This window comes from Sphingomonas phyllosphaerae (assembly GCF_029623345.1).
Lineage (GTDB): Bacteria > Pseudomonadota > Alphaproteobacteria > Sphingomonadales > Sphingomonadaceae > Sphingomonas > Sphingomonas phyllosphaerae_C.
The window spans coordinates 33548-55270 of record NZ_JAPYKH010000017.1 but is presented as its reverse complement, the minus strand read 5'-3'; the positions used below and the strand labels follow the sequence as shown (position 1 = coordinate 55270).

Annotated in this window: 24 protein-coding genes, 1 tRNA gene and 1 pseudogene; 12 read left to right on the top strand and 14 right to left on the bottom strand. The window is 71.7% G+C overall.

Translation table 11 applies throughout. The features are described 5' to 3' along the window. Positions 1 to 188 precede the first annotated feature (188 nt). Positions 189 to 650, bottom strand: coding sequence for an Lrp/AsnC family transcriptional regulator (locus tag QBJ89_RS15195; protein WP_183929650.1), 462 nt, complete (start codon positions 648 to 650; stop codon positions 189 to 191). Positions 651 to 859: 209 nt separating this feature from the next. Between QBJ89_RS15195 and QBJ89_RS15190 the strand changes: the two genes are divergently transcribed. From QBJ89_RS15190 to cyoD, 7 genes are all read left to right on the top strand, one after another. Beyond that, positions 860 to 2524, top strand: a complete 1665-nt coding sequence (locus tag QBJ89_RS15190; RefSeq protein ID WP_277981318.1) for a sensor histidine kinase — start codon at positions 860 to 862, stop codon at positions 2522 to 2524. A gap of 53 nt (positions 2525 to 2577) precedes the next feature. Then, positions 2578 to 2653, top strand: a tRNA-Ile gene (locus tag QBJ89_RS15185). A gap of 67 nt (positions 2654 to 2720) precedes the next feature. After that, positions 2721 to 2936 (top strand): DUF5818 domain-containing protein, encoded by a 216-nt coding sequence (locus QBJ89_RS15180; RefSeq protein ID WP_277981317.1) that lies wholly within the window; start codon positions 2721 to 2723, stop codon positions 2934 to 2936. 5 nt (positions 2937 to 2941) lie between these two features. After that, complete coding sequence (gene cyoA / locus QBJ89_RS15175) at positions 2942 to 3814, top strand: ubiquinol oxidase subunit II (RefSeq protein WP_277981316.1); 873 nt, start codon at positions 2942 to 2944, stop codon at positions 3812 to 3814. Next, a complete protein-coding gene (cyoB, locus tag QBJ89_RS15170; protein ID WP_277981315.1) occupies positions 3811 to 5766 on the top strand; it encodes a cytochrome o ubiquinol oxidase subunit I in 1956 nt (651 codons plus the stop codon). The genes cyoA and cyoB overlap by 4 nt, the downstream gene beginning before the upstream one ends. Continuing rightward, on the top strand, positions 5763 to 6410 hold the full coding sequence (locus QBJ89_RS15165; protein WP_277981314.1) for a cytochrome (ubi)quinol oxidase subunit III: 648 nt from the start codon (positions 5763 to 5765) through the stop codon (positions 6408 to 6410). The genes cyoB and QBJ89_RS15165 overlap by 4 nt, the downstream gene beginning before the upstream one ends. Then, complete coding sequence (gene cyoD / locus QBJ89_RS15160; RefSeq protein WP_277981313.1) at positions 6407 to 6781, top strand: cytochrome o ubiquinol oxidase subunit IV; 375 nt, start codon at positions 6407 to 6409, stop codon at positions 6779 to 6781. The genes QBJ89_RS15165 and cyoD overlap by 4 nt, the downstream gene beginning before the upstream one ends. Positions 6782 to 6864: 83 nt before the next feature. Here cyoD and QBJ89_RS15155 read toward each other — a convergent pair whose 3' ends face one another. The 3 genes from QBJ89_RS15155 to QBJ89_RS15145 are packed head-to-tail and all read right to left on the bottom strand — an operon-like array spanning position 6865 to position 8491. Next, complete coding sequence (locus QBJ89_RS15155; RefSeq protein WP_277981312.1) at positions 6865 to 7326, bottom strand: cytidine deaminase; 462 nt, start codon at positions 7324 to 7326, stop codon at positions 6865 to 6867. Continuing rightward, positions 7323 to 7976 carry a glycoside hydrolase family 25 protein gene (locus QBJ89_RS15150; protein WP_277981311.1) on the bottom strand — a complete coding sequence of 218 codons (654 nt, stop codon included), beginning with the start codon at positions 7974 to 7976 and terminating at the stop codon, positions 7323 to 7325. Before QBJ89_RS15150 ends, QBJ89_RS15155 begins: the two co-directional genes overlap by 4 nt. Before the next feature lie 32 nt (positions 7977 to 8008). Further along, positions 8009 to 8491, bottom strand: coding sequence for a UPF0262 family protein (locus QBJ89_RS15145; protein WP_277981310.1), 483 nt, complete (start codon positions 8489 to 8491; stop codon positions 8009 to 8011). Positions 8492 to 8597: 106 nt separating this feature from the next. Between QBJ89_RS15145 and QBJ89_RS15140 the strand changes: the two genes are divergently transcribed. After that, positions 8598 to 10085, top strand: coding sequence for a replicative DNA helicase (locus tag QBJ89_RS15140; RefSeq protein ID WP_277981309.1), 1488 nt, complete (start codon positions 8598 to 8600; stop codon positions 10083 to 10085). A 258-nt stretch (positions 10086 to 10343) separates the two neighbouring features. Here QBJ89_RS15140 and cobU read toward each other — a convergent pair whose 3' ends face one another. Further along, a complete protein-coding gene (gene cobU / locus QBJ89_RS15135) occupies positions 10344 to 10859 on the bottom strand; it encodes a bifunctional adenosylcobinamide kinase/adenosylcobinamide-phosphate guanylyltransferase (protein ID WP_277981308.1) in 516 nt (171 codons plus the stop codon). A gap of 52 nt (positions 10860 to 10911) precedes the next feature. On the opposite strand from cobU, the gene QBJ89_RS15130 reads away from it, so the two are divergent. The 3 genes and pseudogenes from QBJ89_RS15130 to QBJ89_RS15120 all read left to right on the top strand — a co-directional run bounded on the left by QBJ89_RS15130 (position 10912) and on the right by QBJ89_RS15120 (position 14667). Next, complete coding sequence (locus tag QBJ89_RS15130; protein ID WP_277981307.1) at positions 10912 to 11934, top strand: aminotransferase class I/II-fold pyridoxal phosphate-dependent enzyme; 1023 nt, start codon at positions 10912 to 10914, stop codon at positions 11932 to 11934. A gap of 499 nt (positions 11935 to 12433) precedes the next feature. Beyond that, positions 12434 to 13216, top strand: a pseudogene (gene cbiB, locus QBJ89_RS20135) (adenosylcobinamide-phosphate synthase CbiB); the annotation flags it as partial. Next, positions 13204 to 14667 carry a cobyric acid synthase gene (locus QBJ89_RS15120; RefSeq protein ID WP_277981305.1) on the top strand — a complete coding sequence of 488 codons (1464 nt, stop codon included), beginning with the start codon at positions 13204 to 13206 and terminating at the stop codon, positions 14665 to 14667. The pseudogene cbiB and the gene QBJ89_RS15120, both read left to right, overlap by 13 nt. A 30-nt stretch (positions 14668 to 14697) precedes the next feature. Here the strand turns inward: QBJ89_RS15120 and cobS are convergent, their stop codons facing one another. From cobS to QBJ89_RS15085, 7 genes are read right to left on the bottom strand one after another with little or no spacing between them, the layout of a single operon-like run. Continuing rightward, a complete protein-coding gene (gene cobS, locus QBJ89_RS15115; RefSeq protein ID WP_277981349.1) occupies positions 14698 to 15405 on the bottom strand; it encodes an adenosylcobinamide-GDP ribazoletransferase in 708 nt (235 codons plus the stop codon). Beyond that, positions 15405 to 15971 carry a histidine phosphatase family protein gene (locus tag QBJ89_RS15110; RefSeq protein WP_277981304.1) on the bottom strand — a complete coding sequence of 189 codons (567 nt, stop codon included), beginning with the start codon at positions 15969 to 15971 and terminating at the stop codon, positions 15405 to 15407. Before QBJ89_RS15110 ends, cobS begins: the two co-directional genes overlap by 1 nt. Then, entirely contained in the window at positions 15968 to 16981 is a 1014-nt protein-coding gene (cobT, locus tag QBJ89_RS15105) for a nicotinate-nucleotide--dimethylbenzimidazole phosphoribosyltransferase (protein WP_277981303.1), read from the bottom strand. The genes QBJ89_RS15110 and cobT overlap by 4 nt, the downstream gene beginning before the upstream one ends. Beyond that, complete coding sequence (locus tag QBJ89_RS15100; RefSeq protein WP_277981302.1) at positions 16978 to 17391, bottom strand: DUF1636 domain-containing protein; 414 nt, start codon at positions 17389 to 17391, stop codon at positions 16978 to 16980. Before QBJ89_RS15100 ends, cobT begins: the two co-directional genes overlap by 4 nt. Then, positions 17391 to 17993, bottom strand: coding sequence for a cob(I)yrinic acid a,c-diamide adenosyltransferase (gene cobO / locus QBJ89_RS15095; protein WP_277981301.1), 603 nt, complete (start codon positions 17991 to 17993; stop codon positions 17391 to 17393). The genes QBJ89_RS15100 and cobO overlap by 1 nt, the downstream gene beginning before the upstream one ends. Then, on the bottom strand, positions 17990 to 18700 hold the full coding sequence (locus QBJ89_RS15090) for a CbtA family protein (RefSeq protein WP_277981300.1): 711 nt from the start codon (positions 18698 to 18700) through the stop codon (positions 17990 to 17992). Before QBJ89_RS15090 ends, cobO begins: the two co-directional genes overlap by 4 nt. 15 nt (positions 18701 to 18715) lie before the next feature. Continuing rightward, positions 18716 to 18943 carry a CbtB domain-containing protein gene (locus tag QBJ89_RS15085; protein ID WP_277981299.1) on the bottom strand — a complete coding sequence of 76 codons (228 nt, stop codon included), beginning with the start codon at positions 18941 to 18943 and terminating at the stop codon, positions 18716 to 18718. Positions 18944 to 19140: 197 nt separating this feature from the next. On the opposite strand from QBJ89_RS15085, the gene QBJ89_RS15080 reads away from it, so the two are divergent. Continuing rightward, positions 19141 to 19716: a histidine phosphatase family protein gene (locus QBJ89_RS15080; RefSeq protein WP_277981298.1), complete on the top strand. Its 576-nt coding sequence runs from the start codon at positions 19141 to 19143 to the stop codon at positions 19714 to 19716. Here the strand turns inward: QBJ89_RS15080 and cobF are convergent. Both cobF and QBJ89_RS15070 read right to left on the bottom strand, forming a co-directional pair. Next, complete coding sequence (gene cobF, locus QBJ89_RS15075; RefSeq protein WP_277981297.1) at positions 19658 to 20434, bottom strand: precorrin-6A synthase (deacetylating); 777 nt, start codon at positions 20432 to 20434, stop codon at positions 19658 to 19660. The two genes, QBJ89_RS15080 and cobF, sit on opposite strands and share 59 nt — an antisense overlap. After that, positions 20431 to 21720 (bottom strand): cobyrinate a,c-diamide synthase, encoded by a 1290-nt coding sequence (locus QBJ89_RS15070; protein WP_277981348.1) that lies wholly within the window; start codon positions 21718 to 21720, stop codon positions 20431 to 20433. The genes cobF and QBJ89_RS15070 overlap by 4 nt, the downstream gene beginning before the upstream one ends. Between the last annotated feature and the right edge of the window lie 3 nt (positions 21721 to 21723).

Genomic DNA, 21723 nt, shown 5'->3' with positions numbered 1-21723 from the left:
TGACGGCCGCGCTCCGATCGGGGCGCGGCTAATCCTCTCCGCAAGCGGGGAGGGCGACCATGCGCAGCATGGTGGAGGGGCCGATCCGCGCACACGACGCGCTTGATCCAGAGGTCACGCAGCGACGCGCTCGCGGCGATCTCTCTCCTTAGCGCTTGGCGCTGCCATCTCCCGCGAGCAGGGAGGAGCTAGGCGATCGGGACGCCGACCTGCGACTTGGAACTGCGGATCGTCAGCGACGACTTTACGCTCGCCACGTTGGGGGCCGACGTGAGCTTAGTCGTCAGAATACGCTGGAAGCTCTCCAGATCGGCAGCGACGATCTTGAGAATAAAATCGATCTCGCCGTTGAGCATGTGGCACTCCCGTACCTCCGGGATCGCCGCGACGTGGTTCTCGAAGGCGGCGAGATCCTGCTCGGCCTGGCTGCGCAGGCTGACCATCGCGAAGACGGTGATCGGGAAGCCGAGCTGCGACGGATCGCACTCGGCGTGATAGCCGCGGATCACACCGGCTTGCTCCAGCGCGCGAACGCGCCTGAGGCACGGCGGTGCGGTGAGCCCGACGCGCTCGGCGAGATCGACGTTGGTCATGCGCCCGTCCTCCTGCAGCAGTGCGAGGATTTGCCGGTCGATACGGTCCAGGGTCATGACGCCTCTTAGCTGCTGATCGCGCAGTTTCGCGATAGCTTCGGAACGCCCCGCTACAATAAAATTGCGTGGCAGCGCAATTGTGCCAAGCTGCGACATGGCCCCTTTTTGCGCCGCAATGAGCGTTAGCGACCGTTTCGGGGCCGCTCTATGAACGGCCAAGGCGAGCCGCGGGCGCGCCGATCACAGCAGCAGAAGGCTTCTCACCGGTGCGGTTCGACGACAGTCTGAAGACCGTTCTCGCCGCCGACGTCTCGACGGCGTTCGGCGCGCGCGCGGCTTTCCGCCAGCTGGTCGACCTGATCGGACGCGGGCGTGCTCCCGCCGAGCCCGCGCTGGTGGCGCGGCTTCGCGACCTGCGCACGACCATCCCCGCCGAGGTGCGCGCCGCGGCGGCGCGCGGGCTGGCGCTCGCCGATCCGCCCGCCGCCCTTGTCGCTTTCTTCGCCGAGGATACGCCCGAGATCGCCGCAACCATGCTCCGGGTCGCCCGGCTCGCCCCCGAGGAATGGGATCTGCTGCTGCCACGGCTCGGCCCGCATGGCCGCAGCGTCCTGCGCCGGCGCAGCGATCTCGCGCCTTCCGTGTGCCGTGCGCTGGAGGCGTTCGGGTCAACCGACTATGCGCTGCCCGAGCCCGAGGCAGCACCCGCGGTCGAGGCGAGCGCGCCTTCGGCGGGCAACGCGGGAGAGCGTTTCGAGGTGGCCGACCTCGTCCATCGCATCGAAGCGTACCAGCGCCAGCGCGGTGCGGCGCTCGGCCTGGGCGAGATGCCGCCCGCGCGGGTCCACGCCTTCCGCTTCGAGACCGACGCCGCCGGTATTATCCGCTGGGTCGACACCGGACCGCGTGGCGCATTGATCGGGCTCTCGCTCAGCCACGACAGCTCAGTCGCGCCGTCGTATCATAGCGTCGACGGCGTCGCCGCGGGAGCGTTCCGCAAGCGCGCCACCTTCGCCGACGCGCGGCTGCACGTACCGGGCGAGTCGGCGGTGGGCGGCGACTGGCGGATCTCCGGGGCGCCGATGTTCGATCTCGCCAGCGGCAGCTTCGTCGGCTTCCGCGGCCGCGCGCGCCGGCCGCGCGCCGAGGAGAGCGCCGCCGCGGCACGGTCGGTCGCGGGAGGGGTCGGCGCCGAGGGGTTGCGCCGGCTGATGCATGAACTGCGGACGCCGACCAACGCGATCGCGGGCTTCTCCGAGCTGATCGAGCAGGAACTGCTCGGTCCGGTGCCGCCGCGCTACCGCGACCGCGCCGCCGCGATCCGGCGCCATGTCGCCGGTCTGATCGGCGCGATCGACGACCTCGACCTCGCCGCGCGGCTCGAGGGCAAGGCGCTCGACCTGCGCGACGACGTGGTCGCGCTCGCCCCGCTGCTGGCCCGTGTCGTGCAGGATCTGGCGCCGCTCGCCGCGTTGCGTGGCGGTGCGCTGGCGCTGCCCGAACCCGGCGCGGCGTGCTGGGCCGCCGACGCACACGCCGCCGAGCGACTGGTGCAGCGGCTGCTCGCCACGCTGCTGGCCGCGGCGGCACGCGGCGAGCTGCTCGGCATCGCGGTCGAGGCCGCCGGCGAGTCGGTGACGCTGGCGATCGCGCTGCCCGCGGCGCTGGCCGGGCGCGACGAGGCCGCGCTGCTGGCGCTCGACGACGAGGCGGCGAGCGACGACGACGGAGCGCCGCTGCTCGGCACCGGCTTCGCGCTGCGGCTGGCGCGCAACCTCGCGGTCGAGCTGGGCGGACGGCTCGACTTCCTGCCCGAGCGGCTGCGGCTGGCACTGCCGAGCGCGTCGCCGGTATCCGCGCCGGGCGATGACGGTGCCGCGCCGCGCGATGACGGTGCCGCGCCGCGCGACCATGCCCAGAGCGGGAACTGAGCCGGCTTGCCAGCCGCCCCGGCGTGCCGCTACGTGGCGCCACCGACGCGGGCGGGCCTGTAGCTCAACGGTTAGAGCTGGCCGCTCATAACGGCTAGGTTGCGGGTTCGAGTCCTGCCGGGCCCACCACCGCTCGCGTCGGAGCGCCTGACGTGGCGCAGCCTCGTGGCGCTTGCGTCGGCTTCGGCGAGGGCGCATGGGCGCGGCCATGGCGATGCCGGGCAGCCCCGTCGACGAGACCGGCACGTTGGTGCGCGAGGGCGGCGCCTTCGTTCTCCAGCGCGATCGCGGCGGCACCTTCGTGCTCGAGCTCCAGCGCGTTCCGGTCGATCACATCGCCAAGCGCGTGCGCATCCGCGGCGTGCTGATCGATGCGGCACGGGTGAGCGTCGACGGCGTGGCCGCGGCGTGAGCGCCATGCGGCGCTGGATCGCGGTGGTGCCGCTCGCGCTCGCCGGGTGCAGCGCCGGCGTGCTCGATCCGCAGGGACCCGTTGCGCGCGCCGAAAAGCAGATCCTGTTCGACTCGGTCGGCGCGATGCTGCTCATCGTCGTGCCGGTAATACTGGCCACGATCGCCTTCGCCTGGTGGTTCCGCGCCGGCAACCGCCGCGCGCGCTATCGCCCGGCCTGGGATTATTCGGGCAAGCTCGAGCTGCTGATCTGGTCGGTGCCGGCGATGATCGTTCTGTTCCTGGGCGGCACCGGGTGGGTCGGGGCGCATCTGCTCGATCCGCGCCGCGCCATCCCAGCCAAGGTCGCGCCGATCGAGGTGCAGGTGGTCGCGCTCGACTGGAAGTGGCTGTTCCTCTACCCCGATCAGCGCGTCGCCACGGTCAACCGCCTCATCGTACCGGCGGGCACGCCGATCCATTTTCGGCTGACCTCGGCGACGGTGATGAACAGCTTCTTCGTGCCGCAGCTCGGCAGCCAGATCTACGCGATGGCGGGGATGGAGGCGCAGCTCCGCCTCGCCGCCGACCGACCCGGGCGCTATCCCGGGATCGCCGCGCATTACAGCGGCAAGGGTTTCTCCGACATGACCTTCACCGTCGACGCGCTGCCCGCGGCGCAGTTCACCGCCTGGGTAGCGCAGGCGCGCGCGGCGCCGCCGCTCGACGAGGCGCGGTACCGCCAACTCGCGCGGCGCGGGACCGTGGCTCAGCCGCTGATGTTCGGCACCGCGCCGCCGCGACTGTTCGACGCGATCGTGGCACAACGCGCGCCCGCGGCGGAGCGCCCGCGCGACGCCAGCAACCAGGGCGAAGCTGACGCCGAGGCCGGTAAGTGACGCTGCTCGGACGGCTGAGCTGGGACTCCATTCCGCTGCACGAACCGATCGTGATGGTCACCGCCGGCGTGCTGTTTGTGGTGTTGCTCGGCACCGGCGCGACGATCCTGTTCAAGGGCTGGCTGCCCTATCTGTGGCGCGAGTGGATCACCTCGGTCGACCACAAGCGCATCGGCGTGATGTACTGCCTGCTCGCGCTGGTCATGCTGATCCGCGGCTTCGCCGACGCGCTGATGATGCGCTCGCATCAGGCGATGGCCGTGGGAACCGACAAGGGCTTCCTGCCACCTGATCACTATGACCAGATCTTCAGCGCGCACGGCACGATCATGATCTTCTTCGTGGCGATGCCGTTCATGATCGGGCTGATGAACTTCGCGGTGCCGCTCCAGCTGGGCGTACGCGACGTCGCCTTCCCGACGCTCAACTCGGTAAGTTTCTGGCTCACCGCCACCGGCGTGCTGCTGATCAACACCAGCCTCGTCGTCGGCGAGTTCGCCCGCACCGGCTGGCTGGTCTACCCGCCGCTAAGCGAGCGCGCCTTCTCGCCCGGGGTCGGGGTCGACTACTATCTGTGGGCACTGCAGATCTCGGGCGCGGGCACGCTGCTGGGCGGGATCAACCTGGTCACCACGATCCTGAAAATGCGCGCGCCGGGCATGCGCTATACCCGGATGCCGATCTTCTGCTGGACCGCGCTGGCGAGCAACCTGCTGATCGTCGCGGCCTTCCCGATCCTGACCGCGACTTTGACCATGCTGACGCTGGACCGCTACCTCGGCTTCCACTTTTTCACCAACGAAGCGGGCGGCAACCAGATGCTGTTCGTCAATCTGATCTGGGCCTGGGGGCATCCCGAGGTCTATATCCTGGTGCTGCCCGCCTTCGGCATCTTCAGCGAGATCATTGCGACGTTCAGCGGCAAGCCCTTGTTCGGCTATCGCTCGATGGTGCTTGCCACGCTGGCGATCTGCGTCCTCTCCTTCATGGTATGGCTGCACCATTTCTTCACCATGGGGGCGGGGGCGGACGTCAACGGCGTGTTCGGCGTGATGACGATGATCATCGCGGTGCCGACCGGGGTGAAGGTCTTCAACTGGCTGTTCACGATGTACGGCGGACGGCTGCGCTTCGAGGTGCCGATGCTATGGGCGGTGGCCTTCATCCCCACCTTCGTCGTCGGCGGCATGACCGGCGTGCTGCTGGCGGTGCCGCCGGCCGATTTCGTGCTCCATAACTCGGTCTTCCTGGTGGCGCACTTTCACAACGTGATCATCGGCGGCGTGCTGTTCGCCGCCTTCGCTGGCTACACCTACTGGTTTCCCAAGGCGTTCGGCTTCCGCCTGCATGACGGCTGGGGCAAGGCCGCGGTGGTGCTGTGGGTGAGCGGCTTCTACCTCGCCTTCATGCCGCTCTACGCGCTCGGGCTGATGGGCATGACGCGGCGGCTCCAGCATTACGACAACCCGGCGTGGCAGCCCTGGCTGATCGCGGCGTGGCTCGGCGCGCTGCTGATCCTGGGCGGTATCGCGTGCCTGGCGATGCAGCTTTACGTCTCGGTGCGCGAGCGCCGCTCGCTAGCCGACGCGAGCGGCGACCCGTGGGACGGGCGCACGCTGGAATGGGCGACCCGCTCGCCGCCGCCGCCGTGGAATTTCGCGCGGCTGCCCCAGGTCGAAGGGCGCGACGCGCTCGCGCTGATGAAACGCGGCGAGGCGGAGAAGACGCCCGATCCGCTCGTGCCGATCGAGATGCCGCGCAACAGCGCCTACGGCTTCGTCGGCGCTTTCTTCACCTATCTTACAGGCTTCGCGCTGGTGTGGCATATCTGGTGGCTGGTGCTGCTCGGCCTGCTCGCCGGCTTCGCGACGACGTTGTGGATCGCGTGGCACCAGCCCGGTGAGCAGGAGATCGGCGTCAACGAGCTCCGCGCGCTGGAGCCGGCGGCATGAGCGGCGAGATTGCCGACCCGCGCCACGAGGGCGACGGCGGGGCGAAGAGCGACCCGCCCGGCCACGGCGAGGGCGGCCCCGCGCCCAAGCAGGTCACCGTCGCGTTCGGCTTCTGGATCTTCCTGCTCAGCGACATCATCATGTTCTCGGGGCTGTTCGCCGCCTATGCGGTGCTCGCGCCCAACACCGCCGGCGGGCCGGAGGGGAGCGAGCTGTTCGAGCTGCGGCTGGTCTTCGTCGAGACATTGTGCCTGCTCTTCTCCAGCTTCACCTGCGGCGTCATGTCGATCATGGCGGTGCGTCAGCGCGCCGGCGCGACCTATCTCTGGGCGGCTTTTACCGCACTGCTCGGCCTCAGCTTTCTCGCGATCGAGCTGTACGAGCTGACCCACCTGATCCTCGACGGCGCGGCACCGACACACAGCGCTTTTCTCTCTGCGCTGTTCACGCTGGTGGGCGCGCACGGGCTGCACGTTGCTGTCGGGCTGGTGTGGCTGACGGTGATGATGGGGCAGGTGGCGACGCTGGGCTTCACCGACGCGGTGGAGCGCCGGCTGCTGTGTTTCGGCCTCTATTGGCACGCGCTCGACATCATCTGGGTGGCGCTGTTCACCGTCGTCTATCTGTACGGAGTGATGGGATGACCGAGCAGAAGGGCGATCGCCGGCTCGACCATGCACCCGGCGGGCAGAAGGAGGGCGCGGTGCGGCTCTCGACCTACCTCGCCGGGCTCGGGCTGGCGCTGCTGCTGACGGTGGCGTCGTTCGCGCTGGTCGGCTCGGGCGCGGTCTGGGCGCCGGCGATCCCGATATTGCTCGCGGTGCTGGCGGTGGCGCAGATGGGGGTGCACCTCGTCTTCTTCCTCCACATCACCAGCGGGCCAGAGAACACCAACAACACGCTGGCGCTCGCCTTCGGGGTGTTGATCGTGGCGCTGACGGTGGGGGGCACGCTGTGGATCATGGCGCATCTCGACCACAACATGATGCCGATGGCGGCGATGGCGAAGCCGTGACCGGCGAGATCTTCCCCGCCATGCGGGGAGGATCTGCGTAGCGGCTCGCGGAGGCACTCGGCACTACTGCGACGCCGCCCCTCTCAGCGCACGCCCAGATCACTCGGCCCGAACGCGTCCGGCAGCAGCTCGGACAAGCGGTAGCTCGCCACCGTCTCCCCCTCGGCGCCGGCACAATAGACCGCGAGGTCGCGCCCGCTCAGCTGCGCCGCCTCGTTGAGCACCTGCCGGCAGCGGCCGCACGGCCGTACCGGCGCGTCGCCGGTGGCGCGGCCGGCGGAGTCCATCGCACCGCCGATCACGCCCACCGCCACCACCCGGCGCAGCCGACCCGAGGCCGAGACGGTCGCGATCGCCACCGTCTCGGCGCAGAGCGACAGGCCGTAGCTGGCGTTCTCGACGTTGGCGCCGGTGACCACGCTGCCGTCATCGAGCAGCACCGCGGCGCCGACCGCGAAGTGCGAGTAAGGCGCGTGTGCGTGCACCGCGGCCGCGCGCGCCGCCGCGATCAGTCGCCGCGCCTGATCCTGATCCCGCTCGCTCATCCCAACTCCACCACATCCCAGTTCACCGGCCCTTCGACTCCGTCGACGTGGCGCAGGTCGGTCGCGCGCCACATCCGCCACACGCGCGCGCCGTAGCCGGGGCGGAGGAAGTTGCCGACTGCCCAGAGCGGTCGGTCGAACGCCTCGGTCAGCCGATAATCGCGCTCGACGTCGCGCGCCACCTTGAGCAGCACCGGCTTGCCCGTATGCGTCTCGATCCGCGTGATCATGTCGGCCACGCCCGCCACCAGCGCGGCGCGCTCGGGTCGCTCGGCGCAGTCCTCGGCGTAGCGGAACGAGACCGCCACCGGCAGTGCCTGCGAGTCGCGCGGCACCACTGTGTTGAAGGAGTCGGCTTGCGCCCGCGGCGGCTGGCAGAAGGAGAAGACGTGGATCGCTCCGCGCCGGAGCCCCGCTTGCGCCATCTCGTCCCAGTTGGTCTGAAAGGCGCGGTCGCGGGCGGTCGCGCCGATCGTCGCCACCGCATAGCCGAAGTCGGCGCCCTCGCCCTTCACCACCGGCCACTCGACCGCGCCGGTCGCCTCGGACACATCGACACCCTGCACCGGATAGCGTTCGACGGCGGGGCGCCAGCGCAAGGCGATCTGCCACGCCGCCACACCCGCGAGCGCGATCGCACTCAGAATCAAGAAGATCCTTCCCAAACCCCACATGATAAAACTTATGCCTTGATATGAAGAACGCAGATCAGCGTGAAGAGACGCCGCGCGGTGTCAAAGTCGATCGCCACCTTGCCGTCCAGCCGCTCGCGCAGCAGCTCGGCGGCCTCATTGTGGATGGCGCGCCGCGCCATGTCCACCGTCTCGATCTGCTGCGGCGTCGATTGGCGGATCGCCTGATAATAACTGTCGCATATCGCAAAATAATCTCTGATCGGTCGACGGAAGCGCGCGAGCCCCAGCACCAACGTCTCGAGCGGCGTGTCGTCGGCGCGGCGGATCGCCAGTGCCAACCGGCCCTCTTCGACCGACAGCCGCACCTTGTACGGCCCGGCATAGCCGTCGGGATGCGCGCGCTGCGGGGCGAACTGATTGTCCTCGATCAGGTCGAAGATGGCGATCCGGCGCTCCTGCTCGATGTCGGCCGAGCGCCACAGGATGGTGCGCTCGTCCAGCTCGATGTCGATGATCCGCGGATCGGCCATGCGCCCGCTCGATAGAGCCGATGCGCCGCCGTCACAATCGAGTCATCCACAGCTTCCTGCGCCGGTGCCGTTCCGCTTGCCGCGTCGGCCGCGTATAGCCTGCCGGATGGCCACCTTAGCATTCGCACCGCCGGCATCGTCCGAGCCCGTCCACCTGCCGCGCAACGTCGAGGCCGAGGCGGCGATGCTGGGCGCGATGATGATCGACAACCGCCTCGCCGACGACATCGTCGACCGGCTCGAACCGCAGCATTTCTACGAGCCGGTCCACGGCCGCATCTTTGCCGCGATCAAGTCGCTGCGCGCCACCGACATGCTGGCCACCCCGGTGACGCTGCGCCCGATGTTCGAGGCGGACGGGGGGATGAAAGAGCTGGGCGGCGTCGGCTATCTCGCCGGGCTGACCGGCTCGGGCGCCGGGCTGATCGGCGCGCGTCAGTTCGCGCAGCAGATCTACGACCTCGCGCTGCTGCGCGCGCTCGTCTCGGTCGGCCACACGATGGTCGACCGCGCGATGGACACCAGCGAGGAGGTCAACCCGCGCGCGCAGATCGAGGCCGCCGAGGAGGAACTGTTCCGCGTCGCCGCCGACGGCGGCACCGAGAATGCGGTGAAGAGCTTCGCGCAGGCGAGCACCGCGGCGGTGAAGATGGCCGAGCGCGCGCTCAACTGGGGCGGCAACCTGTCGGGCGTGACCACCGGGCTCGACTCGGTCAACGGCAAGATCGGCGGCATGCACCATTCCGATCTGATGATCCTCGCCGGTCGTCCCGGCATGGGCAAGACGTCGCTCGCCACCAATATTGCTTTCAACGCGGCGCAGCGCTGGATGCGCGACATGCGCGACGGCATCCCGCCGTCCAAATCGGTCGGCGCCAAGGTAGCCTTCTTCAGCCTCGAGATGAGCGCGGACCAGCTCGCCACGCGTATTCTCGCCGAGCAGTCGCGGATCAGCTCCGAGGCGCTGCGCATGGGCAAGATCAGCAAGACCGAGTTCGAGCAGCTCGCCGCCGCGGCGGCCGAGCTGGAGAACCTGCCGTTCTTCATCGACGATACCGGCGGCCTCTCGATCGGCGCGCTGCACACCCGCGTGCGCCGGCTCCAGCGTCGCCACAACAACGAGATCGGGCTGGTGGTGGTGGACTATCTCCAGCTGCTGTCGGGGTCGGGCAAGGGCGACGGCAATCGCGTGCAGGAGATCTCGGAGATCAGCCGCGGGCTGAAGACGCTGGCGAAGGACATGAACGTGCCGGTGCTGGCGCTCTCCCAGCTAAGCCGCGCGGTGGAGCAGCGCGAGGACAAGCGCCCGATGCTCTCCGATCTGCGCGAATCGGGCTCGATCGAACAGGACGCCGACATGGTGTGGTTCGTCTACCGCGAGGATTATTACACCGCGCAGCGCGAGCCCAAGCGGCCGATGGAGGGCGATTCGGCCAACGTCTTCGAGGATCATGCGCGCTGGGCGGCCGACATGGAGCGGGTCTATGGCCTCGCCGAGCTGATCGTCGCCAAGCAGCGCCACGGCGCGACCGGCAAGGTGGTGCTCAAGTTCGACCCGACGATCACGCGCTTCTCGGATTACGCGGGCTATTGAGCCATGGCGGGCTCCTGCGAACGCAGGAGCCCAGGATCAGGGAGCGAGGCGCGCGCGACCCTGGGCCCCTGCCGGCGCAGGAGGACAGAAGCGCTTCATCCTACGATCCCGCGTCCGTCATGCCGGGCCTGACCCGGCATCCGTCGCTTCGCGCTCGCCGCCCCCGGTGTGTACGCGGCACCTCGGATCCCGGTTCAAGGTCGGACTGACGGGGGAGGGGCCGTCGTCGGAGGGTCACGACGTCGCGGGCCTTCCCTACTACTTCAGTACCAGCGGCAGCCCGGCGGCGATGAACACGACGCGGTCCGCGCGTGCGGCGACGCGCTGGTTGATCGTCCCCGCCAGGTCGCGGAAGCGCCGCGCCAGCGCGTTGTCGGGCACGATCCCGAGCCCCACCTCGTTCGTCACCAGCACCACCCGTGCGGCAGTGTCGCGCAGCGCGGCATCGAGAGCGTCCAGCGCGAGCGCCGCATCCTCCTGGCCGAGCAGCAGGTTCGACGCCCAGAGCGTGAGGCAGTCGACCAGCAGCACCGATCCTGGCTGCCCTTCCGCGACGATCGTCTCTGCCAGCGCGTGCGGCGCCTCGACCGTCCGCCAGCGCGCATCGCGGTCGGCACGGTGCTGCGCCACGCGCGCGCGCATCTCGTCGTCGAGCGCCTGCGCGGTCGCGACGAAGACGGGCGCACCGCCCTGCGCCTCCGCCAACGCCTGGGCGTGCCGGCTCTTGCCCGAGCGCGCGCCGCCCAGCACCAACGTCACTCGCTCCTCGGTCATCGTCACTCCCGCCTTGTGTTCGGCCGCCGGGCTGGCGAAAGACGAGCCGCCGATGCTGTTGACCGACCCTCCGCCCGCGCCCGCCGCCGCGCTGACCTATCACGGCGGTCGCGCCGATGCCGCTGCGCGCCTCTACCCCGACGCGCCCGTGCCATGGCTCGATCTCTCCACCGGGATCAACCCTTTCGCGTGGGAGGGCGCGGACATGCCGCTGTCCGCGCTGCGCGCGCTGCCGTCGCCCGCTGAGCTGAGCGCGCTCCACCATGCCGCCGCCGCTGCCTTCGGTTCGCACGAGGCGGCGATCACCGCGCTGCCCGGCAGCGAGATCGGGCTGCGTGCGCTCGCCGGCCTGGCGCTGCCGCGGCCGTGGCACGTCGTCGCGCCGAGCTACCGCACCCACGCCGCGGCGCTGCCGGGCGCGACATCGATCGAGGCCGCCGCGGTCGACGCCGTGGCGCGCGGCGGCGGCACGCTGCTGCTCGCCAACCCCAACAATCCCGACGGCCGCTGCTGGCCCGCCGCGCGGCTGATCGAGCTGGCGCAGACGCTCGCCGAGCGCGACGGCGTGCTCGTGGTCGATGAGGCCTTCGCCGACGCGGTGTCCGGCGCGAGCGTGCTGCCGCTGCTGGCGCGCGATGACCGCGTGCTGGTGTTCCGCTCCTTCGGCAAGTTCTTCGGGCTCGCCGGCGTGCGGCTCGGCTTCGCCGCGGGCGGAGCGGCGCTGGTCAGCGCGCTGGCGGCGCGGCTCGGCAGCTGGCCGGTCTCGACCGCGGCGCTGCGCATCGGCACCGCAGCCTACCGCGACACCGCTTGGATCGCGGCGACGCGCGAGCGGCTGGCGGCGGCGAGCGCGGCGCTGGATGGCGTGCTGACCGCACACGATCTCGCGCCGATCGGCGCCTGCCCCTTGTTCCGCCTGGTCGAGCGCGATGACGTGCCGCTGCTGTTCGAGCGGCTCGCGCGCGCGGGCATCCTGGTGCGCCCGTTCAACGAGGCGCCCGAGCGGCTGCGCGTCGGCCTGCCCAGCGACGCGGCGGCGCTCGCCCGGCTCGACGCGGCACTCGGCGATCGCTGAGCCCGCCGTCCTGGTGGCGCTCGCGCTCGACGCGGCGCTGGGCTGGCCCGCGTGGCTCTACGCGCGCGTGGGCCATCCGGTGGGCGCGATCGCGCGCGTGATCGCGGCGGGCGAGCGGCGGTGGAATGCGGTGGTGCCGGCACCGTCTCGCGCAAGTGTCAGCCATGGGACCGCGCTTCCCCACCTTCCGCCGTCATCCCCGTCTTGGCCCGGGATCCAGCCGTCCGCCACCGCAGCGGGTGAGAGAAGAGCATCGGAGGGAATTCCTGTACAAGCCCGCGGCGAAGCGGAGACAGGATCGTTCTTACGCGGCACCTCAGCGCTGAGCGCCGGCACGCGTCAGCAACAGGAGCCTTTTCGGCTCGACCGCGGCCTTCGCCGGGGGGACGGCAGAGGCAAGGTCAGCGGGGAGGTCGCGCCCGCTGCTGATGCTGGAATTGTAGAGTCGGGTGCGACCGCCGCCGACGAACCCGACCATCTCACCCCCGCAAAACGGCGCGAGCGCCGCCTGCTCGGTGCCGTCACTCTGTGCGCCGCCATCGTCGTCGCCACCGGCATCGCTTGGCTGGCGGAGCGCGGTCTGCGCGCGACGCTGGGCGCGCCGGCATGGCTCGCCATCGCGTTGCTCGCCTGGCCTGGGCTCGCGCAGCGCAGCCTGGACGATCACGTCCGTCCCGTCGCCATTGCTCTCGAGCGCGACGATCTCGCCGCCGCGCGCGTTGCGGTCGGCCGCATCGTCGGGCGCGACACTGCCGCGCTCGACAATGCGGGGGTAGCGCGCGCTGCGATCGAGAGCCTCGCCGAGAGCTTCTGCGACGCCGTCGCGGCGCCGCTGTTCTGGCTGCTGCTGTTCGGGCCGGCGGGCCTGTGGGGCTATAAGGCGATCAACACCGCGGACAGCCTGATCGGCCACCGCGAGCCGCGCTGGCGCGCCTTCGGCTGGGCGGCCGCGCGCACCGACGATCTCGCCAACTGGCTGCCCGCGCGGCTGGGTGGCGCGCTGCTGTGCGTGGCGGGCGGGGGAGGCTGGCGCGTGCTGTGGCGCGACTCGCGCCGCCACGCCTCGCCCAACGCCGGCTGGACCGAGGCAGCGATGGCGGGCGCGCTGGGCGTGCGGCTCGCCGGGCCCGTTGCCTATGACGGCGCGGTGGCGGACAAGCCGTGGATCGGTGACGGTCGCGCCGATCTGGACGCGCGAGACATTCGCCGCGCGCTGGTCGTCTACCGCCGTGGCTGCCTGCTGCTGTGGTGCCTGGCGGGGGCGGTCGCATGGGCGCGTTGATGCTTCAGGGCACGGGGTCGGACGTCGGCAAGTCGGTACTCGTCGCCGGGCTGTGCCGCGCCTTTACCAACCGCGGCTTGTCGGTACGTCCGTTCAAGCCGCAGAACATGTCGACCAACGCCGCGGTCACCACCAACGGCGGCGAGATCGGGCGCGCGCAGGCGACCCAGGCGCTCGCCGCACGGGTCGCGCCGCACAGCGACATGAACCCGGTGCTGCTCAAGCCGCAGGGCGACCGCACGTCGCAGCTGATCGTCGACGGTCGTGTGCGCGGCGTACTGCGCGCGAGCGAGTGGCGGCAGGGGCGTGAGGGACTGCTCGACTCGGTGCTGGCGAGCTACCGCCGGCTGCTGCGTGCGGCCGACCTGGTCGTGGTCGAGGGGGCGGGGTCGCCTGCGGAGATCAACCTGCGCGCGGGCGACATCGCCAACATGGGCTTCGCGCGCGCCGCCGACGTGCCCGTGGTCCTGGTCGGCGACATCGACCGCGGCGGCGTGATCGCCTCGCTCGTCGGCACCCGCGCGGTGATTGATCCGGCCGACGCCGCGATGGTGCGCGGCTTCCTCGTCAACAAATTCCGCGGCGATCCCGCATTGTTCGAGGACGGCTATCGCGCGATCGAGCAGCGCAGCGGCTGGCGTGGCTACGGCGTCGTGCCCTGGCTCGCCGAGGCGCGCCGTCTGCCGAGCGAGGACGCGGTGGTGCTCCAGCGCGCCCCCGCCGCGGGAGGCGGGCGGATCGTGGTGGCGTGCCCGATCACGCCGCATATCGCCAATTTCGACGATCTCGACCCGCTGCGGTTGGAGCCCGAGGTCGAGCTGGTGATGGTCCCACCCGGCACGCCGATCCCAGCCGAGGCCGCGCTGATCGTGCTCGCCGGCTCCAAGGCGACCATCGCCGACCTGCGTGCGCTGCGGCGCGAGGGCTGGGACATCGACGTGCGCGCGCATGTCCGCCGCGGCAGGCCGGTGCTCGGGCTGTGCGGCGGCTATCAGATGCTGGGCCGCAGCGTCGCCGATCCCGGCGGGATCGAGGGGCCGGCGGAGACGGTCGAGGGGCTCGGGTTACTCGATGTCACCACGGTGCTGGCCGGCGACAAGCGGCTGGTTGCGGTCGCAGGAGCGGCGCACGGCGCTCGCTTCGAGGGTTATGAGATGCACCTCGGCCTCACCGCGGGCGCCGATGCCGCGCGCGCGCCGGTGCGCTTCGACGATGGTCGCGAGGACGGTGCCACGTCGGCCGACGGGCTGGTGGCCGGCACCTATGTCCACGGGCTGTTCGCGCTCGCCGAGCAGCGCCGCGCCTGGCTCGCGCCGCTCGGCGTCGCGGGCGGCGGGGTGGACCACCGTGCCGACATCGACGCTGCGCTCGACTCGATCGCGGCGACGCTGGAGCGGCATCTCGAGCTGGACGCGCTGCTGGCGCTGGCGAGCGCGGCGGGCGCGATGTGAGGTGAGGTGCTCCCGCGCGATCACCGACGCTCAGCCCAACGCGACAACCATTACGAGCAGCCCGGTCTCGACCAGTTCCACCCCGGCGCCGTGCGCGTCGCCGTTGATCGCGCCGAGCCGCCGCTTCAGCCACCAGCCGTACAGCCCGATCAGCGGCAGCGCGGCGAACAGTGCCGGCTGAAGCACCCCCGCGACGAGCAGCAGCGCACCCCAACCGGCGAGGTCGCGCGCGCGCACCGCGCCCGCCAGCGTCGCGCCAAGTCCGGGCTTGAGCGGCGGCAGCCAGCGCGCCCAGGCCAGCGGCCCCGCGCGCGCCGCCGCTGCGACCAGCGGCAGCGTCCACCAGCCTCCGCGCGGCAGTTCGTGGAGCAGCACCAGCTTCGCGAGCAACTGGAGCGTGATCGCGACCACGCCGAAGCTTCCCACCTGCGGCTCGGCGAGGACGCGCAGCAGCCGTGCGCGGTCGCCGTGTGCAGCGCCGAGCGCGTCGGCAAGGTCGCTCAGCCCGTCGAGGTGGAGCGCGCCCGTGAGCGCGATCCAGCTGACCAGCGCCGCCAGGGCACCGAGCCATGGGTCGCGCGCGGCCCCGAGTGCGCCCGCCGCCGCGACGATCGCCCCCACGATCAGGCCAGCGAGCGGGTAGCAGCGGATCGAGGTTGCCCAGTCGCGCTCGCTCACCTGCACGCGCGGCAGCGGCAGCCGCGTGAGAAAGCCGAGCGCGACGATAAGCGAGCGGATCATCGCAGCGCGGCGATCTGGGTCACCGGCGTTGCGCCCGGCCAGCGTCGCAGCGTCACCGTCGCGGCATAGGGCAGGTCGAACATCCACACCTGCCGCGAGTCGAGCCCGCACGCGACCGCCAGTGCGGCGCGGATCGCGCCGGCATGGGTGAGCACGAGTGTGTCGGGGGTCAGCGACTCCCACGCCGCCCCGACGCGCGTGGTGAGCGTCGACCAGCGCTCGCCGCCGGGCGGGGCGGCGCCGTCCGGGTCGGCCCAGAAGGCGGCGAGCCGCTCCGGGTCGAGCACGTCGGGGTGACGGCCTTCCCACTCGCCGAAGTGGAGCTCACGCCAGCGTGCGTCCGTGCTGACCGGCACTTTGGCCACGCTCGCGACCACGACGGCGCAATCGTGCGCGCGCGCCAGGTCCGAGGTCACCACCCGCGCGAAGCCAATCGATGCGGCAGCGGCGACGCAGCTCGCCAGCCCGGCGGCGGTGACGGGCACGTCGCTGCCGCCGTTGAGGTGCCCCGCCTGGGCGGTAACGCCGTGACGCATCAGGTGGAGCGTGACCGGGGCGGTCACCCCGCGTTCACCCCCGCGTTGGCGAAGGTGGCCATGCGCTCGTGCGCGGCGAGCGCGGCGCGCACCACCGCGGCGGCGACCGCGCCGCCGCTTGCCTCGCCGAGCCGCAGGTCGAGCGCGAGTAGCGGCTTGAGACCGAGCCCGGCGAGCAGCCGCGCGTGCCCGGGCTCGGCCGAGCGATGGCCGGCGAGGCAATGGTCGGTGATCGTCGGTGCCGTTACCGCCAGCGGTGCAAGCGGGGCGGTGGCGATGAAGCCGTCGAGCAGCACCGGCACGCAGGCGTGGCGCGCCGCGATCACTGCGCCCGCGATGGCGGCGAGTTCGCGCCCGCCGAGCCGGCGCAGCGCCTCGAAGGGCGTGTTGGCACGGGCACGATGACGCGTCAGCGCGCGCGCAACCGCGTCGTGCTTGGCCGTCGCCGCCGCGCCGCTCACCCCGCTGCCCGGGCCGACCCAGTCCGCCGCGTCGCCGCCGAGCGCGGCGGCGCAGAGTGCGGCGGCGACGGTAGAGTTAGCGATGCCCATCTCGCCGGGAACGAGCAGGTCAAGCCCGGGCTCGACCGCGGCGACTCCGGCCATCAGCGCCTCGCCGCACTCGGCCACGCTCATCGCGTCGGCCTCGGCGATATCGCCGGTGGGGCGGTCGAGCTCGAGCGCAGTGACGGTCAGCTCCAGCCCGGCAGCGCCGGCGAGGGCGTTGATCGCGGCACCGCCGGCGGCGAAGTTCGCCACTTGTTGTGCGGTGACCTCGGGCGGAAAGGCGCTCACGCCGCGCGCCGCGACGCCGTGATTGCCCGCGAAGATCGCGACCCGGCCGTGCGCAAGCTTGGGGATGGCGCGCGCCTGCCAGCTGGCCATGAACAGCGCGATCTCCTCAAGCCGGCCGAGCGACCCGCGCGGCTTGGTGAGCTGAGCCTGCCGCGCCGCCGCGGCCGCGCGTGCGCCCGCGTTCGCGGCGGGGAGGGTGCGCAGCGCGGCGTCGAGTGCGGCGGGCGTGTCGAGCCGGATCATGCGACGACATAGCCCTCGGGAGGAGTGCGGGTGAGGAAATGCCCCTTCACGCCGGCCGGCCATTCCTTGAACGGCACCTGGCCGGTCTCGGTGGCGGCATAGCGCGCGGCATAGTCGAGGATCGCGCGCGCGGCGTCGTCATCGGGCGCGAACCGGCCGAGCACATAGCCGACCTTGCCCGGTGCACGCAGGTGAACGGTGCAGAAGTCGCTGCACGCGAACAGGCACGGCATTTCCTCGATCGCCACCGCAGCATAGGCCGGGTCGCTCGCCTGCAGCGCGCGCAGCGCGGCGGCGAGTCGCGCACCGCCGCGCGCGCCGTCGCCGTCCTCGCGCGCTTCGGCGCTGTGGCGGCAGGTGGTGCACGCCACCACCGAGGTGCCGGATGGGACGGCGCGGAGAACGACCATCAGAATTCCACTCCCGGCTGTGCCTTCACCCCGCCGCGGAACGGGTGTTTGACCTGGGTCATCTCGGTGACGAGGTCCGCGGCCTCGATCAGGGCGGTGGGTGCGTTGCGACCGGTAACGACGAGGTGCGTCATTGCCGGCCGCGCGGCAGCGACCGCGAGCACCTCGTCCACCGGCAGATAGTCGTAACGCAGCACGATGTTGAGCTCGTCGGCGATCACCATCGCATAGGACGGGTCTGCGACCATCCGCGCCACCTCCTCCCAAGCGGTGCGCGCCACCGCGATGTCGCGGGCGCGATCCTGCGTGTCCCAGGTGAAGCCTTCGCCCATGGCGCGGAAGGTGACGAGGTCGGGGAAGGCGTCGAACACCGCGCGCTCGCCCGTGGACATCGCACCCTTGACGAACTGGACGATGCCGACGCGCATGCCGTGACCGATCGTGCGCACCGCCATGCCGAAGGCGGCGGTGGTCTTGCCCTTGCCCGCGCCGGTGTGGACGATCAGCAAGCCCTTCTCCTGCGTCTTGGTCGCCATCATCGCGCGCCGGCTCACCTGGACCCGGCGCATCTTCTCGGTGTGCCGCTGCTCGGTCGCGGTCACCGCGCCACCCGCGGCGCGAGCAGCGGCTGCGCGAGCCGGCCGAACAGCTCGGCGGTGATGAGCCAGAAGATCATCTGCCCAGCAATCGCGGCGACGCGATATTGCCACAGCAGCGAGGCGGGAAAGTCGGTGGGCACCTCGTCGACGGGCGGCAGCAGCGCGGCGATGAGCATGACGATGGCGAGATAGACCAGCCCGCCCGCGAGCCAGCGATCGAGCCGGGTGAGCACCGCGCCGAGCCGCTGCGCCGTCCATGCGCCGGCGAGCGCGGCGATCAGCGAGCCGGCCAGCATCGCGAGGAAGGCGCCGGTGCGCAGCCGCACGGTCTCGTGCAGTCCCACCGCAGGCGGCGTCGGCGGGTATTTGAGCGCGGGCGCGAGCACCAGCACGACGCAGGCGAATGCGGCGAGCAGCAGCGCCAGCGCGCGCGGCGGAATCGCGCCGATGCGGCCGTGGCACGCCGCCACCACGATGGCGAGCAGCCCGCCCAGCGCGGTGCCGTAGAGCATCATCGCGGTGTACAGCCCCAGCGTCTTCTGCGTCGCACGCGACACCAGCTCGACCCCGCCCGCCTGCGCGGCATGGCGCGCCTCGAAGGCGATCGCGGCGTCGACGTGCGGCTCCGCGACGATCAGTGCGAAGGTGGCGGCGACGAACGCGCCGGCGAGCCCGGCGAGCATCCCTCGCCAAAGCAGCAGCCCTGTCATGATGTGACCCTGCGCTTAGTGGCAGGGAAAGCCGAGCAGGTGCCGTCCGTCATGGACGAACTCGTGGACGTACATGCCCTTGAACAGCGCGAAGGCGCCCTGCTCGGTGCTGACGAAATAGAGCAGGATCAGCGCCACGATCGCGGCGAAGACGGCCCAGGGAGCAATCTCGGCGAGCGGGATCGCACCGGCGGGAGCAGGTGCGGGGGCGGCGAGCGGGCGCGCGGCGACGCGGCTGGTCATCGGTTCGGCTCCAGTCCGGGGAAGCGCGCCCGGAATAGCGGGTTGATGCGCCGGGCGGGGTCTGACTCTCGACAGCGCTGAGGCCATCGATCACAGTGGCGCGACCGCGCCGGAGTCTCACCGGCTTCCCGCCCGGTGCTGAGGCACGCAGCTGTGGCGGCTGAGCGGCACCGCGTCAACCGAGCAGGAGCCCCATCATGACCGTTCGCCTGCTGCTGCTCTGCGCCGGCGCGACGGACGCGACGCGCGCCGCGCGCTTCGCTCAGCCGGACGACGCGCTCGATCCCGTTGGACTCGCCAAGGTGGAGGCGCTGCGGCTCGGCCCGGCGGCGTCGTGGCGCTGCGTCGTCGCGCCCGAGCGGTCGGCGCGCGAGACCGCGCAGGCGCTGGGCCTGGTCGCGACGGACGAGCCGGCGCTCGCCGACCAAAACGCCGGCGCGTGGCGCGGCCGCGCGCTTGCCACCCTGCCCAAGGACGAGGTGGTCGCCTGGATCGCTGCCCCTGAGCGCGGGGCGCCCGGCGGCGAGTCGCTCGACGCGGTGCGTGCGCGGGTCGGTGCGTGGCTCGACCCGCTCGCCGCGGCGGGCGAGGGGCGTTGGCTGGCGGTGACGCACGCCGCGGTGATCCGCGCCGCGCTGGCGCACGCGCTCGCGCTGCCCATGACGGCGACGCTGGCGATCGACGTCGCGCCGCTCGCCACCGTGGCGCTGTCGTTCACCGATCGCTGGCGTCTGCGCGAGCTGCGTCGCGGCGGAGCAGGTAGCAGTCCATGATCCAGCCGTGCCGCGCGCGCAGCAGCGTGCGCTCGTCGCGGATCGCGGGCGCCGTCGCGGCGAGCGGACCCGCGAGCAGCGATTGCTGCGCCATGCCGAGATAGGCGCCCCACCAGATTGTCGTGCCCGCCGGGTCCAGCTGCTCGAACGCGCAGCCCGAGTCGAGCATTACCGCCACCATCTCGATGTCGCCGGGCCAGCCCTCCGTGGCGAGCCGGCGCCCGGTCGTGACGAGCAAGGGCGCGCCGAGCGCGGTGAGCGGGATGGCATGCGCCGCGGCGAGCGCCTGCAGGCTGGTGATGCCGGGCACGACCTCCACCATCACCGGGATCGCGCCGGCGTCGAGCCGCGCGGCGATGCGCAGGCTGCTGTCGTAGAGCGAGGGGTCTCCCCAGACGAGCAGCGCGACTCGGCCACCGCCGGGCAGGTGGCGTGCGATCGCCTCGCGCCACGCCGCCGCGATTGCGCCGTGCCACGCGTCGACCCCGTCCAGGTAGGGCAGCGCCGGATCGCGCCCGGGCACATCGAAGGTCGCGGTCCGTGCCGCGTCGCCGACCACCGCGGCGCAGATCGCCGCGCGCAAATCGAGCAGCTCGGCAGTCTCGGCGCGTTTGCGCGGCAGCAGGATCAGGTCGGCGGCGCGCATCGCCGCCTCAGCCGCGCGGGTGAGATGGTCGGGGTTGCCGGTGCCGATACCGATGAGGCTGAGCGCGATCATCGTGCCGCCGCGATCAGGTGAAAGAAGCTGCCGCTGACATGGCCGCGCGCCGAGCCCGTCTCCGCCACCGCGACGCCATCCGCGTCGGTCACGGCGGCGAGCGGCGCATCCGGCTGGGCGAGGATCGAGGAATAGTGGAACTCGTGTCCGAACAGTGTCGTGGCGGGCGCGAAGGCGCCGAGGCGCCGCGCCAGCGTCGCGCGACGATAGCCGAGGTGCAGCCGCCGCGTCGCATAGCTCGTCACCAATCCGAGCAGCCCTGCCATGCGGTGGTGAGTGCCGTCCGCGTCGACCAGCGCCTCGCCCAATACCATATAGCCGCCGCACTCGCCGTAGACAGGACGCGTCTCGGCGTGCGCGCGAAGCCCTTCGAGGAAGCGCGTGGCGGCGGCGATGCGGCCGGCGTGGAGCTCGGGATAGCCGCCGGGCAGCCACACGAGATCGGCGTCTGCTGCGGGCGGCTCGTCGGCAAGCGGCGAGAAGGGGAGCAGCGTCGTCCCCGCCGCGCGCCAGCCGCTCAGCAGGTGCGGGTAGGTAAAGGAGAAGGCGGCGTCCTGCGCGAGCGCGATCCGCTGCGCCGGCGGGTCGATCCGAGACGTAGCCGATCCGGCAAGCCCGCCCGCGGCGAGAGCACGCAGGGCGCTCAAGTCAAGGTGCGCGCAGGCGAAGGCGGCGTGGGCGGCGATCCGCTCCTCGAGGTCGCAATGCTCGTCCGCCTGTACGAGGCCGAGGTGGCGCTCGGGGAGACGCAGAGTGGGCGCGCGGGGCAGCGCGCCGAGCACCGCGATCCCGGCCGATGTCATGCCCGCGCGCGCGAGCCGCTCGTGCCGTGCGCTCGCCACGCGGTTGAGGATCACGCCGGCGATCCGCACCCCGGCGTCGAGCGTCGCGAAGCCGAGCGCGGTCGCGGCGGCGGACTGCGCCTGGCCGCTGACGTCGAGCACCAGCACGACGGGCCAGCCGAAGCGTCGCGCGATCTCCGCCCCCGCGCCGGTACCGCTCTGCCCCGGCGTCGCGACGCCGTCGAACAGCCCCATCGACGCCTCGGCCAGCACCAGCTCGGCGTCACCCGCGCGCGCGACGAGTGAGTCGAGCAGCGCGCCCGGCATCGCCCAGCCGTCGAGATTGTAGGAGTCGCGCCGGCACGCGGCGCGGTGGAAGGCCGGATCGATATAATCGGGGCCGCTCTTGAAAGGCTGCACGACCACGCCTTCGTCGGCGAGCGCGCGGAGCAGCCCGAGCATCACCGTTGTCTTGCCGCTGCCCGAGGCGGGGGCGGCGATCATCAG

Excerpts from the sequence above, each read along its gene's own strand:
- QBJ89_RS15100 (WP_277981302.1), bottom strand. The coding sequence starts at position 17,391 with ATGGTCGTTCTCCGCGCCGTCCCATCCGGCACCTCGGTGGTGGCGTGC.
- QBJ89_RS15165 (WP_277981314.1), top strand. The coding sequence starts at position 5,763 with ATGAGCGGCGAGATTGCCGACCCGCGCCACGAGGGCGACGGCGGGGCG.
- QBJ89_RS15140 (WP_277981309.1), top strand. The coding sequence starts at position 8,598 with ATGGCCACCTTAGCATTCGCACCGCCGGCATCGTCCGAGCCCGTCCAC.
- QBJ89_RS15130 (WP_277981307.1), top strand. The coding sequence starts at position 10,912 with ATGCTGTTGACCGACCCTCCGCCCGCGCCCGCCGCCGCGCTGACCTAT.
- QBJ89_RS15180 (WP_277981317.1), top strand. The coding sequence starts at position 2,721 with ATGGGCGCGGCCATGGCGATGCCGGGCAGCCCCGTCGACGAGACCGGC.
- QBJ89_RS15090 (WP_277981300.1), bottom strand. The coding sequence starts at position 18,700 with ATGACAGGGCTGCTGCTTTGGCGAGGGATGCTCGCCGGGCTCGCCGGC.
- cobU (WP_277981308.1), bottom strand. The coding sequence starts at position 10,859 with ATGACCGAGGAGCGAGTGACGTTGGTGCTGGGCGGCGCGCGCTCGGGC.
- QBJ89_RS15070 (WP_277981348.1), bottom strand. The coding sequence starts at position 21,720 with ATGATCGCCGCCCCCGCCTCGGGCAGCGGCAAGACAACGGTGATGCTC.
- QBJ89_RS15145 (WP_277981310.1), bottom strand. The coding sequence starts at position 8,491 with ATGGCCGATCCGCGGATCATCGACATCGAGCTGGACGAGCGCACCATC.
- QBJ89_RS15085 (WP_277981299.1), bottom strand. The coding sequence starts at position 18,943 with ATGACCAGCCGCGTCGCCGCGCGCCCGCTCGCCGCCCCCGCACCTGCT.
- cyoA (WP_277981316.1), top strand. The coding sequence starts at position 2,942 with ATGCGGCGCTGGATCGCGGTGGTGCCGCTCGCGCTCGCCGGGTGCAGC.
- cobF (WP_277981297.1), bottom strand. The coding sequence starts at position 20,434 with ATGATCGCGCTCAGCCTCATCGGTATCGGCACCGGCAACCCCGACCAT.
- cobT (WP_277981303.1), bottom strand. The coding sequence starts at position 16,981 with ATGATCCGGCTCGACACGCCCGCCGCACTCGACGCCGCGCTGCGCACC.
- QBJ89_RS15080 (WP_277981298.1), top strand. The coding sequence starts at position 19,141 with ATGACCGTTCGCCTGCTGCTGCTCTGCGCCGGCGCGACGGACGCGACG.
- QBJ89_RS15195 (WP_183929650.1), bottom strand. The coding sequence starts at position 650 with ATGACCCTGGACCGTATCGACCGGCAAATCCTCGCACTGCTGCAGGAG.
- cyoD (WP_277981313.1), top strand. The coding sequence starts at position 6,407 with ATGACCGAGCAGAAGGGCGATCGCCGGCTCGACCATGCACCCGGCGGG.
- QBJ89_RS15120 (WP_277981305.1), top strand. The coding sequence starts at position 13,204 with ATGGGCGCGTTGATGCTTCAGGGCACGGGGTCGGACGTCGGCAAGTCG.
- QBJ89_RS15155 (WP_277981312.1), bottom strand. The coding sequence starts at position 7,326 with ATGAGCGAGCGGGATCAGGATCAGGCGCGGCGACTGATCGCGGCGGCG.